Annotated in this window: 17 protein-coding genes; 9 read left to right on the top strand and 8 right to left on the bottom strand. The window is 43.8% G+C overall.

Translation table 11 applies throughout. From position 1 onward, the window contains the following. The first annotated feature begins 24 nt into the window (after window positions 1–24). Together xni and L1D15_RS15210 are read left to right on the top strand one after the other, a co-directional pair. Window positions 25–816, top strand: a complete 792-nt coding sequence (xni, locus tag L1D15_RS15215; protein WP_239876333.1) for a flap endonuclease Xni — start codon at window positions 25–27, stop codon at window positions 814–816. Window positions 817–997: 181 nt separating this feature from the next. After that, window positions 998–1,747 carry a DNA/RNA non-specific endonuclease gene (locus L1D15_RS15210; RefSeq protein ID WP_239876332.1) on the top strand — a complete coding sequence of 250 codons (750 nt, stop codon included), beginning with the start codon at window positions 998–1,000 and terminating at the stop codon, window positions 1,745–1,747. 74 nt (window positions 1,748–1,821) lie between these two features. Here the strand turns inward: L1D15_RS15210 and hemH are convergent, their stop codons facing one another. The 3 genes from hemH to htpG all read right to left on the bottom strand — a co-directional run bounded on the left by hemH (window position 1,822) and on the right by htpG (window position 5,781). Further along, window positions 1,822–2,781 (bottom strand): ferrochelatase, encoded by a 960-nt coding sequence (hemH, locus tag L1D15_RS15205; protein ID WP_239867478.1) that lies wholly within the window; start codon window positions 2,779–2,781, stop codon window positions 1,822–1,824. A 133-nt stretch (window positions 2,782–2,914) separates the two neighbouring features. Beyond that, the gene (adk, locus tag L1D15_RS15200) at window positions 2,915–3,559 is read right to left on the bottom strand and encodes an adenylate kinase (RefSeq protein ID WP_239867474.1); all 645 of its coding nucleotides are present in this window, start codon (window positions 3,557–3,559) and stop codon (window positions 2,915–2,917) included. A 317-nt stretch (window positions 3,560–3,876) separates the two neighbouring features. After that, a complete protein-coding gene (gene htpG, locus L1D15_RS15195; RefSeq protein ID WP_239867471.1) occupies window positions 3,877–5,781 on the bottom strand; it encodes a molecular chaperone HtpG in 1,905 nt (634 codons plus the stop codon). A gap of 250 nt (window positions 5,782–6,031) precedes the next feature. Here htpG and L1D15_RS15190 point away from each other — a divergent pair, with 250 nt between their 5' ends. The 4 genes from L1D15_RS15190 to L1D15_RS15175 are packed head-to-tail and all read left to right on the top strand — an operon-like array spanning window position 6,032 to window position 8,501. After that, complete coding sequence (locus L1D15_RS15190) at window positions 6,032–6,886, top strand: transcriptional regulator (RefSeq protein WP_239876331.1); 855 nt, start codon at window positions 6,032–6,034, stop codon at window positions 6,884–6,886. Window positions 6,887–6,896: 10 nt separating this feature from the next. After that, the gene (locus L1D15_RS15185) at window positions 6,897–7,412 is read left to right on the top strand and encodes a regulatory protein ToxS (RefSeq protein ID WP_239837559.1); all 516 of its coding nucleotides are present in this window, start codon (window positions 6,897–6,899) and stop codon (window positions 7,410–7,412) included. A gap of 48 nt (window positions 7,413–7,460) precedes the next feature. Beyond that, a complete protein-coding gene (locus tag L1D15_RS15180) occupies window positions 7,461–8,216 on the top strand; it encodes a sulfite exporter TauE/SafE family protein (protein WP_239876330.1) in 756 nt (251 codons plus the stop codon). A gap of 6 nt (window positions 8,217–8,222) precedes the next feature. Then, complete coding sequence (locus tag L1D15_RS15175; protein ID WP_239876329.1) at window positions 8,223–8,501, top strand: SelT/SelW/SelH family protein; 279 nt, start codon at window positions 8,223–8,225, stop codon at window positions 8,499–8,501. Between the two features lie 26 nt (window positions 8,502–8,527). On the opposite strand, the gene yfcE is transcribed toward L1D15_RS15175, so the two are convergent. The 5 genes from yfcE to L1D15_RS15150 are packed head-to-tail and all read right to left on the bottom strand — an operon-like array spanning window position 8,528 to window position 11,390. After that, window positions 8,528–9,073, bottom strand: coding sequence for a phosphodiesterase (gene yfcE, locus L1D15_RS15170; RefSeq protein ID WP_239867460.1), 546 nt, complete (start codon window positions 9,071–9,073; stop codon window positions 8,528–8,530). A 50-nt stretch (window positions 9,074–9,123) separates the two neighbouring features. Beyond that, window positions 9,124–9,528 carry a CBS domain-containing protein gene (locus tag L1D15_RS15165; protein WP_239876328.1) on the bottom strand — a complete coding sequence of 135 codons (405 nt, stop codon included), beginning with the start codon at window positions 9,526–9,528 and terminating at the stop codon, window positions 9,124–9,126. Beyond that, window positions 9,525–9,875 carry a P-II family nitrogen regulator gene (locus L1D15_RS15160; RefSeq protein ID WP_239837554.1) on the bottom strand — a complete coding sequence of 117 codons (351 nt, stop codon included), beginning with the start codon at window positions 9,873–9,875 and terminating at the stop codon, window positions 9,525–9,527. Before L1D15_RS15160 ends, L1D15_RS15165 begins: the two co-directional genes overlap by 4 nt. Beyond that, complete coding sequence (locus tag L1D15_RS15155; protein WP_239837553.1) at window positions 9,865–10,659, bottom strand: DUF1538 domain-containing protein; 795 nt, start codon at window positions 10,657–10,659, stop codon at window positions 9,865–9,867. Before L1D15_RS15155 ends, L1D15_RS15160 begins: the two co-directional genes overlap by 11 nt. Beyond that, on the bottom strand, window positions 10,656–11,390 hold the full coding sequence (locus L1D15_RS15150; protein ID WP_239837552.1) for a DUF1538 domain-containing protein: 735 nt from the start codon (window positions 11,388–11,390) through the stop codon (window positions 10,656–10,658). Before L1D15_RS15150 ends, L1D15_RS15155 begins: the two co-directional genes overlap by 4 nt. Before the next feature lie 230 nt (window positions 11,391–11,620). Between L1D15_RS15150 and L1D15_RS15145 the strand changes: the two genes are divergently transcribed. The 3 genes from L1D15_RS15145 (at window position 11,621) to L1D15_RS15135 (ending at window position 14,565) form a co-directional block, all read left to right on the top strand. Next, on the top strand, window positions 11,621–12,535 hold the full coding sequence (locus L1D15_RS15145) for a TIGR01777 family oxidoreductase (RefSeq protein WP_239867458.1): 915 nt from the start codon (window positions 11,621–11,623) through the stop codon (window positions 12,533–12,535). A gap of 44 nt (window positions 12,536–12,579) precedes the next feature. Further along, on the top strand, window positions 12,580–13,407 hold the full coding sequence (locus L1D15_RS15140) for an SDR family oxidoreductase (RefSeq protein ID WP_239876327.1): 828 nt from the start codon (window positions 12,580–12,582) through the stop codon (window positions 13,405–13,407). A gap of 303 nt (window positions 13,408–13,710) precedes the next feature. Continuing rightward, complete coding sequence (locus L1D15_RS15135; protein WP_239876326.1) at window positions 13,711–14,565, top strand: co-chaperone YbbN; 855 nt, start codon at window positions 13,711–13,713, stop codon at window positions 14,563–14,565. Window positions 14,566–14,749: the final 184 nt, after the last annotated feature.

Raw genomic sequence — 14,749 nt, 5'->3', positions numbered from 1 at the left:
TTAGCCCTTATTTTTTTGATTTTTATGTCTATTCATCTTGTTATTATCGATGCATTGAACCTCATTCGGCGCGTCCACTCAGCACAGCCCGATCCTAACGATATAACAAGAACTATCACCACAACCACGCGTACGCTGAACCGTATTATCAGCGAATCACAGCCAACACATATCATCGCGGTTTTTGATCATCACCTACAGGAGAGAGGTTGGCGCGCAGAGGTATTACCTGAATACAAACAAAACCGAAAACCTATGCCAGAGCCTTTACTCAATGGATTGGATGCTATTCAGGAAGCTTGGTGGGAACTAGGGATCGATTCATTGTTGTCAGAAGGTGATGAAGCGGATGATCTTGTAGCCACACTCGCAATGAAAGTGGCAAAGCATAACCAAAAAGTGACCATCATTTCGACAGATAAAGGCTACTGCCAGCTACTATCGCCTACCTTACAGATCCGTGATTACTTCCAACATCGCTGGCTTGACGAGCCTTTTATTGAAAAAGAGTTTGGTGTGTCTCCCTCTCAATTGGCCGACTTCTGGGGCTTAACAGGAGTCAGCTCTAGCCAAGTTCCCGGCGTCTCTGGTATTGGACCAAAAGCGGCTAAAGAGATCCTCAATCAATTTGATGACATAGAACAAGCTTATACCTCTGAGCAACTAGCGACCAAATATCGTAAAAAACTAGAGACACATATCGACTCAGCACGCCGATGTAAACAAGTTGCCGCGTTAAAAACGGATATTGAATTGGGTTTTAATCTGCAGGATATTCGCTTCACAGGTCCTACTAACCATGCCCCTAGGGGGTAAACTCAACTTATTGATTACAGAGAATATGTTAATGAAATCTGTTGTGAAATGCTTTTCTTTCACATAGTGAATATTCACATATTCAATACCACACTCAATATTGATTACCTTTCAACCAACATCACAGCACTACTGACAAATTGCTTTATTTTTCATAGCTCCAATAACGAGGAGCATAATAATGAAAAATACTATTTTACTCAGTCTTGCTGTTGTCTTTTCGCTACCAGTTACAGCACAAACCTGCGGACAACACTTAGACGTGGGTTTACCTTCCTATCATTCAGATCAAGTTCTTTGCCGCAGCGGCTACGCTGTAGGTTACAACTATCAGAAAAAAAACGCCGATTGGGTTGCTTATCACATCACAGCAGAGAGTGTGAATGCGAGCTATAAACGCAGTAACAGCTTTAAAGAAGATACTGAGCTACCAGACTATGCACGCTCAACTCTCAACGATTACAGCGCTTCAGGCTATGACAGGGGCCATCTTGCTCCCTCGGCCACCATGGACTTTAGCCAAGAATCCATGACGCAAAGCTTTTTAATGAGTAATATGTCACCTCAACTACCGGGTTTTAATCGTGTTGGCTGGCGAATACTGGAAGAGCATGTACGAGATTTAGCCAATGAGTATAATGAGCTTTATGTGATAACAGGCCCAATTTATCGGGGAAATGAAGCGAGTATTGGTGATAATGTCGTTATTCCAAGTGCTTTTTATAAAGTCATTCTCGACCCATACTTTAATGATGCCATTGCTTTTGTCGTTCCACATCGTGATGTTTCCAGCAGCGAATTAGTCAACTTTGTCACAACTGTTGATGATGTTGAGCAGCAGACTGGCTTGGATTTCTTCTCCTTGATTAGCGATAGTGTTGAGGAAACGATGGAGTCCCAACTCTGGGAAATGTGGCCAACACCAGAATAAACAGTAAAGCAAACGCCCTTGCTTTAAAGCAAGGGCGTTATGCTGACTGACGAGATTCTAGATCGGTTTTCTCTTTAGGTTTGAGTGGTTAACTCAACCATCATCTGAATATGAAGCTCATCATCGTTTAAACATGGAATGAAGTTAAAAACTTCTCCTCCTTCCTCAAAAAATATCTCCTGACACTGCTCTGAGATCTCTTCTAAGGTTTCTAAGCAATCGGCGGAAAAAGCAGGCGTCATAATATCGAGCTTCTTAATCCCTTTTTCAGGCAATTTTTCTAGCGTTTTATCCGTATATGGCTGCAACCATTCCTCTCGGCCAAATCGAGATTGATACGTCATCCCAATCTGGTCTTTACTCAAACCTAGCTCTAGTCGTAGCAACTCAGTGGTTGTTTCACAATGCTTTGGATATATATCCCCGTTATCAGCGTAACGTTGCGGGATACCATGATATGAGCACAGTAAATAGTCACCGCGTCCTTTATCTGCCCAAGAGCGTTTCACACTATCAGCCAACGCTTTAATGTAGGTAGGGTGGTTATGATAATCGCGAATAACTTTATAACCAGGCATCACGGGGAGCTGTTTAAAGGCTTTGGTGAGACCATCCGATACGGCAGCCGTGGTTGTGCTTGAATACTGAGGGTACAAAGGGAGGACTATTACCTCTTCTACCCCTTTTTCTATCAGTGATTCAAGCCCAGACTGAAGGCTAGGATTTCCATAAGTCATCCCCAATTCAACAGGAATATCGATAGATCTCGCGAGTTTTTCTGCTTGGCGCTTGGAGTAAACAAGAAGAGGAGATCCCTCTTCCATCCAAACCGTCTCGTACAGTTTGGCAACTTTCGGTGAACGTATTGGTAAAATAACGCCATGGAGAATCGGGCACCACACCCAACGAGTCATATCCACAACCCTTTGGTCATGCAAGAACTGACTGAGAAAACGTTTTACTGCCGGAGCTGTAGGTGCATCTGGTGTACCCAAGTTAACCAATAATACACCTTGTTTTTTATTATTTTGCATAGAACCCTATCGACACTTTAAAAGAGGCTTTACGTTTGAAACTTCTTTATCGATCAATGTGTAGCGATAAAAAAAGCGACCCAGATAGGTCGCTTTCACTATAACAAACTTTTAAATTCTGCCGTTAGCAAAATTAAGCCAGTGCTTTCTCAATATCAGCACTAACTTCAGCAACTTGCTTAGTACCATCGAACTTAAGGTACTTAGTGTTACCAGCGTCAGCTTCTTTACCGTAGTAAGAGATTAGAGGTGCCGTTTGCTCATGGTACACGCCTAGACGCGCACGTACTGTCTCTTCTTTATCGTCATCACGTACAACCAGATCTTCACCGGTAACATCGTCTTTACCTTCAACTTTAGGCGGGTTGTAAACAACGTGGTAAGTACGACCAGAAGGTAGGTGAGCACGACGACCAGCCATGCGCTCGACAATAACGTCATCAGCTACGTCAAACTCAATCACGTAGTCTACATCAACGCCCATCTCTTTAAGGCCATCAGCCTGAGGAATTGTGCGTGGGAAACCATCAAGTAGGAAGCCTTTTTCGCAGTCATCTTGAGCAATACGCTCTTTAATTAGGCCAAGGATGATTTCATCAGAAACTAGCTGACCAGCGTCGATTACAGCTTTCGCTTGTTTACCAAGCTCTGTACCCGCTTTGATAGCAGCACGTAGCATGTCACCAGTAGAGATTTGTGGAATACCGTATTTCTCCATGATGAATTGAGCCTGTGTGCCTTTACCCGCACCTGGAGCACCTAGAAGAATGATGCGCATGTTGAATCCTCTTAAGATAATGATGATTTATACCGAAGCTCACTATGGTGTTCATAACAAACAACAGCCTTAGCTCACGGTAAGTTTCGGTATAACTGTTCTTTCAATTGACAATAAAACAGGCGTGCACATTACACGCCTGCTCACTTTGTTTCAAGATTGCATTCTATCACACAATCTGTTCGCGTCGCTCAGCTTACGACTAAAGAATGCTTAAACACTCACATTAAGCTGCAAACTTACGTTGTTTTATTCACGATTAGCGCAAATAAATCAAAAAGCCCGCATGATGCGAGCTTTTTGTTACCGTTTGACTATTAGCCCTTAGTCAAAAGAGAGTTGATGGCACCTACAAATTGAGATGGATCTTCCATCGAGCCGCGCTCTGCCAGCATCGCTTGCCCAAGAAGCACCTCCACCCAACGACCAAATGCTTCTTCATCAGCTTCATCTGCCATTCGCTTGACCAGCTCATGGTCTGGGTTAATTTCAAAGATGTACTTCACTTCAGGTGCAGCCTGACCAGCGGCTTCAAGCAGCTTAGCCATTTGTGTGCCCATTTCGAAATCATCCGTCACCACAACAGCAGGGGTACTCGCCAGTTTAAAGGTCGTGCGAACTTCTTTAACGCGCTCACCTAGGTATTCTTTGGTGCGCTCAACGACAGACTTAAACTCTTCTTCAGTTTCTTTCTGCTTTTCTTTTTCAGCTTCGTCTTCAAACTTGCTCAGATCAAGACCCGCTTTAGTGATTGACTGGAACTGCTTACCATCAAACTCAGTTAGGTAGTTCATCAACCACTCGTCAATACGATCAAACATCAAGATAACTTCGATACCTTTTGCTTTGAATTGCTCAAGGTGTGGGCTGTTCTTCGCGGCGGCATAACTATCTGCGGTCAAGTAATAAATCTTATCCTGACCTTCTTTCATGCGCTCCACGTATGATGCAAGACCGACGGTTTGTTCTGAAGAGTCCACTTCTGTAGAAGCAAAACGTAGCAGACCAGCAATTTTTTCTTTATTGCTCATGTCTTCTGCTGGGCCTTCTTTCAACACAAGGCCAAACTCTTTCCAGAACGACTGGTATTTTTCTTCGTCATTTTTTGCCATGCGCTCAAGCATAGTAAGCACACGCTTAGTACATGCGTTTCGCAGAGATTGCGTTACTTTATTATCCTGCAGTATTTCACGCGACACGTTTAGTGGCAGATCATTTGAATCTATTAGCCCTCGAACAAAACGTAAGTATGAAGGCATGAACTGCTCAGCATCATCCATGATAAATACGCGCTGCACATACAGTTTGAGGCCTGATTTATGGTCGCGGTTCATCATATCCCATGGCGCTTTCGATGGGATATACAGCAAGCTGGTGTAGTCGTTCTTACCTTCAACACGGTTATGGCTCCACACAAGTGGGTCAGCGAAGTCGTGTGAAACATGTTTGTAGAACTCTTGGTACTCTTCTTCAGAGATATCAGATTTGTTACGTGTCCAAAGAGCTTGAGCTTTGTTGATTTGCTCCCACTTCTTCTCGCCCGTTTCTTTGCCCTCTTCGTCGCGCTCTGCAGTTTGAATCGCAACAGGGATACCAATATGATCCGAGTACTTGCCGATCACTTCACGTAGACGCCACTCGTTAAGGAACTCTTTGCCTTCATCGCGCATGTGCAGAATGATATCCGTACCACGAGACTCTTTTGAAATTGTCTCAATGGTGTACTCACCTTCGCCTGCCGAATGCCACTGAACCGCTTCCTCCGCAGGTAGATTTGCTGCGCGAGTACGAACGGTTACTGCGTCTGCAACAATAAACGCAGAATAGAAACCGACACCAAACTGGCCAATCAATTGAGAATCTTTAGACTGCTCTTCAGACAGTTTTGAGAAAAACTCAGCGGTACCTGACTTTGCAATCGTACCCAGATGTTCGATGACATCATCACGACTCATCCCAATACCATTATCAGAAATAGTCAGCGTATTTGCTGTTTCATCAAATGACAGCTTTACACCTAATTCAGCATCGCCTTGATATAAATCAGGATTAGATAGTGCCTGAAAACGCAACTTATCTGACGCGTCTGATGCGTTTGAAATCAGTTCACGCAAAAAGATCTCTTTATTAGAATAAAGAGAATGAATCATTAAATGAAGTAGCTGTTTTACTTCAGATTGAAAGCCACGAGTTTCTTTGTTTTGTGTTGCTGTATCGCTCATGCTAACTCCATAACATCTATATTTATCGACCGTCCACATTGTCAACGAGGTCGATACTGATATAACCTGCAAGCTAACATGAGGGTGACAATTGTAAATTCAAGGTCAAAAATCATAAAAACAGTGTTTTTTAGGTATAATCTTGACTATTCTTGCACCTCAAAAAAATCAAAAAAACTAAACGTTACCTCCCTGCAACAGGGGATTTGCGCATCTGATGAAACTTATACAACAATAATGGCCATATCTAATGAGTAACATAGGCACTAAGTTCAATCTTGCTAACAGATTCACTTTTGACCCCAATACGAATTCTTTGGTGGACAAATTAAACGACAATGAAATCATTCGTCTGGGAAGTAATGAAAGCCGAATTCTGCTTTTACTATCAGAAAAGCCTAATGAAATCGTATCCCGTAATGAGCTGCATGACTTTGTTTGGCGCGAACAAGGCTTCGAAGTGGATGACTCAAGCTTAACTCAAGCCATATCAACTTTGCGTAAACAGCTTCAGGACTCAACTAAATCCCCCCAGTATGTAAAAACGGTGCCAAAGCGCGGCTATCAACTTATCTGTCCTGTTGAGCGTACTACTCCGTTTATGAATAGTGATGCCTCTTCAGTAGAAGAAAGAATAGAAGAGCCTGAAGAACTGGTGACTGAGTTGACGGCAGAGCCACAGGTAGTTGACATAAATCCCCTCCCGATTGCAGCTCAAACACCACAGACTGCTACCCAAAATAAAGCAAGACCAAAATGGGCAATACGTATCATGCTGCTTGTGGCGATATTATTGCCTCTCTGTGTGATTTTGTTTACCAATCCCGCTGAATCTAAATTCCGTCAGGTTGCGGTCTACGACAATATTCCAGTCAAAACCCCAATCAGTCATCCTGATCTGAGTCAATGGTACCCATCCATTAAGCAGTGCGTAAAACGCTACAATTCTGCTCATGCGACAGTTGCTCCGGTTGAAGTGATTGCAACGGGTGGTCAAAATAATCAACTAGTGTTGAATTACATTCATTCACTAGACAGCTCAGGTGAAAATATCACGGTTCGTATTTTTGCTGACCAACAAGATCTCAGTAAAGTTTGCCAATAGGAATAATGATATGAATCAGAAAATTGCAGCTGGATTACTTGCTCTATCAGCGCTATTAAGTGGCTGGCTTTACTGGGGAAGTGATCTGAAAGTTGAGCAAGTACTCACAGCGAAAGAATGGCAATCGAAAATGGTGACTGTGATAACAGACAGCCTCCAAGAAGAGTCCGTAGGCCCACTTCGTAAAGTGGATGTGACGTCTAATGTGAAATACCTACCTAATGGTAGTTATATGCGTGTTGCTACTGTTCGCTTATATGCCAACAACACAGAAAGTGAAAACATCATCAACATTTCTGAAACTGGCGAGTGGGATATTAGTGATAACTACTTGCTGGTATCGCCCATCGAGTTCAAAGATGTTTCTTCAGCCCAAAGCAAAGATTTCACTGCAGACCAACTCAAGCTCATCACACAGATCTTTAAAATGGATGCGCAACAGAGTCGTCGTATCGATATTGTCAATGAGAAAACGTTGCTTCTAACTAGCTTAAGTCATGGTTCTACTGTACTTTTCTCTAACTAACTTCGACCAAAGGGGAGCATGACGCTCCCCTAATTTCCTCTAAATCATATGGATTGGATTCACTCAATTGGGCTGTTGATTGGCTCATTTATCTCAAACACGCTTGCTGCTCTGTCTGGCGGTGGGGCCGGACTCCTGCAATTCCCATTGCTCATTTTCTTTGGTTTGCCTTTTTCGGTCGCCCTAGCCACTCATAAAGTTGCAAGTGTTGCTCTGGGTATCGGCGCAGCGTTTACTCATATCAAGCAAAGAACCATAGATATCAAAGTCGCTTTCTTTTTGGTTATTGTCGGTAGCGTAGGGGTTATCATCGGTGCGAATATCGTGCTAATGATTCCAGAACCACTTGCCGAAACTATGCTGGGCCTGATGATTTTAGCGATAGGCATTTACTCTCGCTTCAAAAAGCAACTAGGTCAGCAAGAACTTCCAATCAATCGTCATGCTCAAGGTTGGATATTGGGCGGGTTAGGGCTCATTTTTATTGGGATAATTAATGGCTCCCTCACTGCCGGTTCGGGGCTGTTAGTTACCATATTCTTAGTTCGTTGGTTTGGATACAGCTACAAACAGGCTGTGGCTTTAACCATGATATGCGTCGGCTTGTTTTGGAATGGAATAGGCGGTGCTGCAGTGACCCAAGCTGGTGCCCCTATTTATTGGCCATGGTTGCCTATCTTATTACTCGGTTCTTTCCTTGGTGGCGGACTAGGAGCTTACCTAACCACTCGTTATAGTAATCAAGTAATTAAGGTTTGTTTTGAATTGCTGACCTTCGCGGTTGGCATTAAGTTATTAATGTGAGTGATTATGAACAAAGCCAAAATTGATATTTATTACTGTCGCCAATGTAACTGGATGTTGAGATCCACTTGGTTATCTCAGGAATTGCTGCATACCTTCAGTGAAGAAATCGAAACTGTCTCTCTGCACCCTGATACGGGCGGCCACTTTGAAATTCACTGTAATGAGCAGCTTATCTGGGAAAGAAAGCGAGATGGGGGCTTCCCAGAAGCGAAAACACTCAAACAAAGAGTCCGAGATATTATTGATCCTGAAAGAGACCTAGGACACTCTGACAGTAAGTAACAAGTGCCCGCTTTCACGGGCAGACTTTATAGTTTTACCGAGGCTAGCAACTGCTCATCGAAGGTGATGACTTTTAACTCCCCTTCTTCATAGAGACCAAAACTAGGCTCAAAGCCGTTACGCGGGAAGGTCACTGAGCCTGGGTTAAAGATTATTTGCTCTCCTTGCCATTCAGAGACAGGAACATGCGTATGGCCATGAACGATTGTATCACCGTGCTGCAGAGTGGGTCTTTTATCCGCATTAAACAAATGGCCATGCGTCAGAAACAAACGCTGACCCGTTTCTAATAAAACCCACGCATAATCCATCATCATTGGAAAAGACAGTAGCATCTGATCGACTTCACTGTCGCAATTGCCTCTAACAGCGATGATTTGCGCAGAATAATGGTTAAGTCGTTGAGCTACTGCCGGAGGGTTATAACCCTCTGGAATGGGGTTCCTCGGTCCATGGTTAAGAAGGTCACCCAATAAAACTAGATGTTGTGCTCCGGAATTTTCGAATTCAGTGAGCACTTTTTCTGTTGCCGGCAAACTTCCGTGCAGGTCTGAGGCAAAAAACAACTTCACGACATTATCTCCTCAATAAAACTGAGGCTATTGTACGGACTCAATATGAGTTAGTCATCTCTCGCCATACCATTAATCACAATATTGTTGTAGCTTACCATTCCTATCAACTGACCATTTTCAATCACTGGCGCTCGACTTATTCCAAAGCGCTCAAATAAGCGAGCACAATATTTGACGTTCATTTCGGGATCCACAGACAGTGCGGGTTTAGTCATGATTTCGTAGATATTGATCCGATCTGGTGAACGATTTTTCGCCAGCACTTTTTTCGCAATGTCATTCATTAGTACTAAGCCATATTCATCATCATCGTGACGTTTATTCACCACCAGAGCCTTAACCTCATGACTACGCGCTAACTGAATGCCTTCTCTAACAGTTGTTAGACCATCAATCATGACATAAGTACTGGCCATAACATCCCGTACTCGGATTATTTCCTGAGCTCTCATAGTTCGTCCTCTACTACCTTGGTTAGCTTCTCTACTTGGTGCGCAACACCAACAGCATCCTCAATATCGATCTGCACAGCGATACCTTGTCCGGATTCCAAATCAAATTCACCAACATCACTGATCGTTTCTAGGATATGACGCGACAGGTGTTCCTCTACGACAAACAGCAACACATCTTTTTGAACTTCCAACGTCAGGCCAAAAAAGGTGCGTTTTTTATTCAAACCTTCACCTCTAGCGTTGTTGATCACCGTCGCTCCTGTTGCACCGGCATTTCGGGCCGCATCCAGAACCTTCTCCGTTTTACTGTCTTCAACAAAAGCCAGTATCAATTTAAAGCGCATTTTCACTATCCTCCTGCGCTGAATCTCTATTGAGCCAGCGAGTGATTTGGGCATAGCCCATAACAGAAATCATCGGGAATAAACTGGCAAAGGCAATCAAACCAAAGCCGTCGATCATGGGGTTTCGACCGGGAACAGTAGAAGCAAGCCCTAAACCTAGAGCTGCGACCAAAGGCACAGTGACAGTGGATGTCGTGACACCACCAGAATCATAAGCAAGCGGGACAATTAACTTAGGGGCATAGAAAGTTTGAATAACAACGATAATGTACCCAGCGATAATATAGTAATGGATAGGATCCCCCACTACGATTCTATAGCTACCTAAAGAAATACCAATTGCCACGCCTAAAGCCACAGCGATGCGTAAACCATTCACGCTTATTGAGCCTCCCGATACTTGGTTGGCTTTAATCGCAACGGCAATCAAAGATGGTTCCGCAATCGTGGTACTAAAGCCGATACAGAAAGCAAATAAATATACCCAATAGTAATCCTGCCAACCAATCGATCCCGATATGCTGGTTCTGAACTCTTGCAAAAACGACGGAGCAGTTAACTGTGTAGCCATGGTTTCCCCAAGAGGAAACAGTGCAAGCTCCAATCCAATAAGAAATAGAGATAGCCCCAAAATAACATAACCAAAGCCAAGCAAAACTTTAGGTAGATTGGTCACCGGACGGCGTAATACGACAAACTGAAAACCGAAAATGATCGATGCAATTGGAATAACATCACTGATAGTGCCTAAGAAAGTATCAAAGAAATGTGACCACTCAATCATGCCACCACCATCCCATAAACCATGACAAACATCATGGGCAGTAATGAAGCAAAAGCAATTAAGCCAAAACCATCGATCATTGGATTGCGCCCTTTAATCGCCGATGCCAAACCGACCCCCAAAGCGGTTACCAGAGGCACGGTTATGGTTGACGTTGTCACTCCACCAGAATCGTAAGCCACGCCAATAATGCTTTCAGGAGCAAACATAGTCAGCACCACAACTCCAACATAGCCACCAATAATCATGTATTGGATCGACCAGCCTTTTAGGATGCGTAACACGCCGAGCATAATGGCAATCCCAACGGATAAAGCAACGGTATAGCGTAGGCCATTTGCGTAATCATCCATTGCTACGGCTTCAGATGCTATCATTCCACCTTCTGCGGCTACTTCTGCAGCCTCGCCCGCCACCGCGGTTAAAGCGGGTTCAGCAACCGTCGTTCCAAAACCTAAACAGAAAGCAAAGATCATCAACCAAAAGACGCTCCCCTTTCGAGCAAACGCTTGAGCCATCGACTCTCCAATCGGAAACAACCCCATCTCGAGCCCAAAGATAAAAAAGGTTAATCCCATCACGACCAACATTAGGCCAAACAATATCGAGAGCATGTTGGGTAGCGGCTCTTGCAGCACAACTAACTGGAAAAAAGCAATTACAGCAACAATGGGCAGTAAGTCTCGTAAACTGCCAAGAAACGCTTTTAACAGCGCGGCAATTGCTTGCATAGACACCTCTTATCCGTGAAGTTCTTGGATATGATGGCAAATGGATCGCGCACTTGATGTGACTCGCATAGCGAGATGACTAAGAAAAGTCACAAAATGTTAATTATGTGATAATCATTAGTTTTGCATAATCAGTGATCCGAATTACAGCTAACTCGCTATAATTATTAGAATTACCGTTTTTGTCTGTTGAGTTATATGGCATTTATGGAGGTTGAAAGGAGATCGGAATGAAAGTACTACTCACTGGTGGCACTGGCTTTATTGGCAAGGAATTACTGAAACACTTCACAACCTACGAAGTGGTTTTACTGACTCGCTCCCCTGCTAAAGCAAAGTCTTTAGTTACTCATGCGGATCTGGGCAATGTCACTTATATTTCCAGCCTAGAACAGTACCGCGATCTCAATGAATTTGATGCTGTTGTCAACCTTGCAGGAGAACCCATTGCAGACAAGCGTTGGAGCAAGCAACAGAAAGAGAAAATCTGTCATAGCCGTTGGAGTATCACCGAAAAGCTCGTTGATTTGATTCACGCCAGCACCTCCCCACCAGCAGTGCTCATCAGCGGTTCTGCGGTGGGTTATTATGGTGATCAACAAGATCATCCATTCGATGAAGCTTTGCATGTTCATCATGAAGGTTTCCCTCATTATGTCTGCGCAAAATGGGAACAAATAGCCAATCGCGCTCGCTCAGAGTCAACCCGAGTCTGTATTTTAAGAACTGGTATTGTACTTGGGCAAGATGGTGGCGCATTAGGCAAAATGTTATTGCCCTACAAGTTGGGCTTAGGGGGGCCGATAGGCAGTGGTCAACAATACATGCCGTGGATACACATGCTGGATATGGTTCGAGGCATCGTTTATTTACTCGAAACCGAACATGCCCACGGCGAGTTTAATCTATGCGCGCCTCACCCAGTGACCAATAAGCAATTTAGCCAAACATTGGCAAAGTCCCTCAATCGACCTCATTTTCTGTTTACCCCTAAATGGGCTCTTCGTTTCGTTATGGGTGAAAGCTCTTCCCTCCTATTTGACAGTATTCGCGCCAAGCCCAAAAAGCTTACCGAACTGGGATTTCGCTTTAGCTACTCCCGAGTAGAGCCCGCGCTAAAAAATCTATTACAACATCACGAGTAATCTTTTACTCTAGCTTATCTCTACGAGCTAAAAGAAAGGAATTCATGTCTCAATCTATTCTCATCACTGGCTGTTCCACGGGGATCGGCCACGTTTGTGCTCATGCACTGCATCAAAAAGGCTATCAAGTCATCGCATCCTGTCGACACGCCGATGACGTTGAGCGATTACGTAATGAAGGGTTAACCTGCATTCAACTTGACCTTACCGACAGTAACAGCATCTCCAAAGGAGTGAAACAAACGTTAGAGCTAACGAATGGACAGTTGGATGCCTTGTTCAATAATGGCGCATACGGGCAACCTGGAGCCTTAGAAGATCTGCCAACACAAGCTTTACGTGAGCAATTCGAAACCAACTTCTTTGGCTGGCACCAACTGGTTCAAGAGGTCCTGCCTAGTATGCGCCAAAATGGCAAAGGGAGAATTGTCCAGAACAGCTCAGTTTTAGGCTTTGCCGCAATGAAATATCGCGGAGCCTATAATGCATCTAAGTTTGCATTAGAAGGCTGGACTGATACGTTGCGCTTGGAGCTAAAAGGCAGCGGCATAGAGATTTGTTTGATCGAGCCCGGCCCGATAGAAACCCAGTTTAGAAAAAATGCCCTGCGAGCTTTTACCAAATGGATTGATATCAACTCAAGCGTGCATCAAAAGCAATATCAAGAGCAGTTAGAGAGGCTAACAAAAGAATCATCGAACAACTCATTTGTCCTACCAGCCAAGTCATGCATCGCCCCTCTCCTACATGCTCTAGAATCAGATAAACCGAAAATTCGCTACCGCGTTACCACTCCAACAAAAGTCTTTGCTGTACTGAAACGGCTACTTCCGAGTCGGCTACTCGATGACATTTTGCGACGAGCTGCTTAAAAATAAATCACCGAGTGTAATTTTTTCGTAATAATAAGACGATAACTTACACCGTGAAGTTGCTCACTTCATGACCTCCTATAAGCGTTACATTCGGTAAAAAAACATGACATTGAACCAGCTAAACTGGCTAAGTGTGGGTGTTGCGCTAACTTTGTTTATCGTTTTATAAACACCTTCGCTTGCATTAGTCAGCAAAAACACCGCCTTAAACAGCGGTGTTTTTGTATCTGCTACTCCCTTGATATCTATAGTAACTGCCCATATGTTTGATGTATCAAACTCTTTGCAAGGAATCACCAAATGCAATCTCCTTTTATTGTGGAATTGAACGAGCAAAACTTCCGTCAAGTGCTGGAAGGCTCAATGCAAACGCCAGTCCTGATTCATTTTTGGGCGCCAATGAGCCAAGAAAGCGCGCAAGTTATTCCAGAGCTACAAACCCTAGCGCAACAATACAACGGAGCTTTTACACTAGCGCTCTTGAACTGTGAACAAGAACAGATGATCGCTAGCCAGTTTGGTGTCCAGGCACTACCAACCATTGCACTGTTCGTTAATGGTCAACCCGTTGATGGTTTAGGAGGCCCGCAGGACCTTGCTGCAATCCAAGCGATGTTAGCTAAACATTTACCCAGTCAAGACGAACTAAATCTCAAGCAGGCAATGGATTTTGTACAATCGGGTGAACATGTTAAAGCGTTACCTCTACTTCAAGACTTGCCGGAAGAACTAAAGCAAAAAGGTGATGTAAAACTTGCCCTTGCCGACTGTTTGCTAGAGATGCAGAAATTTGACCAAGCCAAGGCACTGCTTAATACCATCCCCCTAGAGTATCAAGATAATTATTACAAAGGATTGATAGCAAAATTAGAATTGCACGACCAAGCAGCGAATAGCCCTGAAATCCAATCACTTGAGCAAGCGCTACAAGATAACCCTAATGATGCCCAAACAGCAGCCGAACTGGCTCTAAGTTACCATCAAGTTAACCGAGATGAAGAAGCATTAGAGCTACTTTGGAACCTGCTAAGATATGATCTCAATGCACTTGATGGCGATATAAAGAAACACTTTATGGATATTCTCGCTGCTTTAGGGCAAGGAAACCCAATTGCTGGCAAGTATCGACGCCAGCTATACTCTATCCTCTACTAGACACTTCAAATTCATCAATAAAAGCCGGCTTATCCGCAATGTAGATCAGATAAGGATCGGTTGACCGATCCTTCTGATGAGAGACAATCGGAAATCTGTTTATAGGTTTCCGATTTTTTATGTCTATTCAACACTTCTTTGCCGACTTCCTTGAAGAAAACCCTGTTGATGTTGCCCAGCTCAC

This window comes from Vibrio sp. Isolate25 (assembly GCF_022398025.1).
Taxonomy (GTDB): domain Bacteria; phylum Pseudomonadota; class Gammaproteobacteria; order Enterobacterales; family Vibrionaceae; genus Vibrio; species Vibrio coralliilyticus_A.
Note: the sequence above shows the minus strand (reverse complement) of the source record. Positions and strands in the feature narration are given on the sequence as shown.

Excerpts from the sequence above, each read along its gene's own strand:
- xni (WP_239876333.1), top strand. The coding sequence starts at position 25 with ATGTCTATTCATCTTGTTATTATCGATGCATTGAACCTCATTCGGCGC.
- L1D15_RS15210 (WP_239876332.1), top strand. The coding sequence starts at position 998 with ATGAAAAATACTATTTTACTCAGTCTTGCTGTTGTCTTTTCGCTACCA.
- hemH (WP_239867478.1), bottom strand. The coding sequence starts at position 2,781 with ATGCAAAATAATAAAAAACAAGGTGTATTATTGGTTAACTTGGGTACA.
- adk (WP_239867474.1), bottom strand. The coding sequence starts at position 3,559 with ATGCGCATCATTCTTCTAGGTGCTCCAGGTGCGGGTAAAGGCACACAG.
- htpG (WP_239867471.1), bottom strand. The coding sequence starts at position 5,781 with ATGAGCGATACAGCAACACAAAACAAAGAAACTCGTGGCTTTCAATCT.
- L1D15_RS15190 (WP_239876331.1), top strand. The coding sequence starts at position 6,032 with ATGAGTAACATAGGCACTAAGTTCAATCTTGCTAACAGATTCACTTTT.
- L1D15_RS15185 (WP_239837559.1), top strand. The coding sequence starts at position 6,897 with ATGAATCAGAAAATTGCAGCTGGATTACTTGCTCTATCAGCGCTATTA.
- L1D15_RS15180 (WP_239876330.1), top strand. The coding sequence starts at position 7,461 with ATGGATTGGATTCACTCAATTGGGCTGTTGATTGGCTCATTTATCTCA.
- L1D15_RS15175 (WP_239876329.1), top strand. The coding sequence starts at position 8,223 with ATGAACAAAGCCAAAATTGATATTTATTACTGTCGCCAATGTAACTGG.
- L1D15_RS15165 (WP_239876328.1), bottom strand. The coding sequence starts at position 9,528 with ATGAGAGCTCAGGAAATAATCCGAGTACGGGATGTTATGGCCAGTACT.
- L1D15_RS15160 (WP_239837554.1), bottom strand. The coding sequence starts at position 9,875 with ATGCGCTTTAAATTGATACTGGCTTTTGTTGAAGACAGTAAAACGGAG.
- L1D15_RS15155 (WP_239837553.1), bottom strand. The coding sequence starts at position 10,659 with ATGATTGAGTGGTCACATTTCTTTGATACTTTCTTAGGCACTATCAGT.
- L1D15_RS15150 (WP_239837552.1), bottom strand. The coding sequence starts at position 11,390 with ATGCAAGCAATTGCCGCGCTGTTAAAAGCGTTTCTTGGCAGTTTACGA.
- L1D15_RS15145 (WP_239867458.1), top strand. The coding sequence starts at position 11,621 with ATGAAAGTACTACTCACTGGTGGCACTGGCTTTATTGGCAAGGAATTA.
- L1D15_RS15140 (WP_239876327.1), top strand. The coding sequence starts at position 12,580 with ATGTCTCAATCTATTCTCATCACTGGCTGTTCCACGGGGATCGGCCAC.
- L1D15_RS15135 (WP_239876326.1), top strand. The coding sequence starts at position 13,711 with ATGCAATCTCCTTTTATTGTGGAATTGAACGAGCAAAACTTCCGTCAA.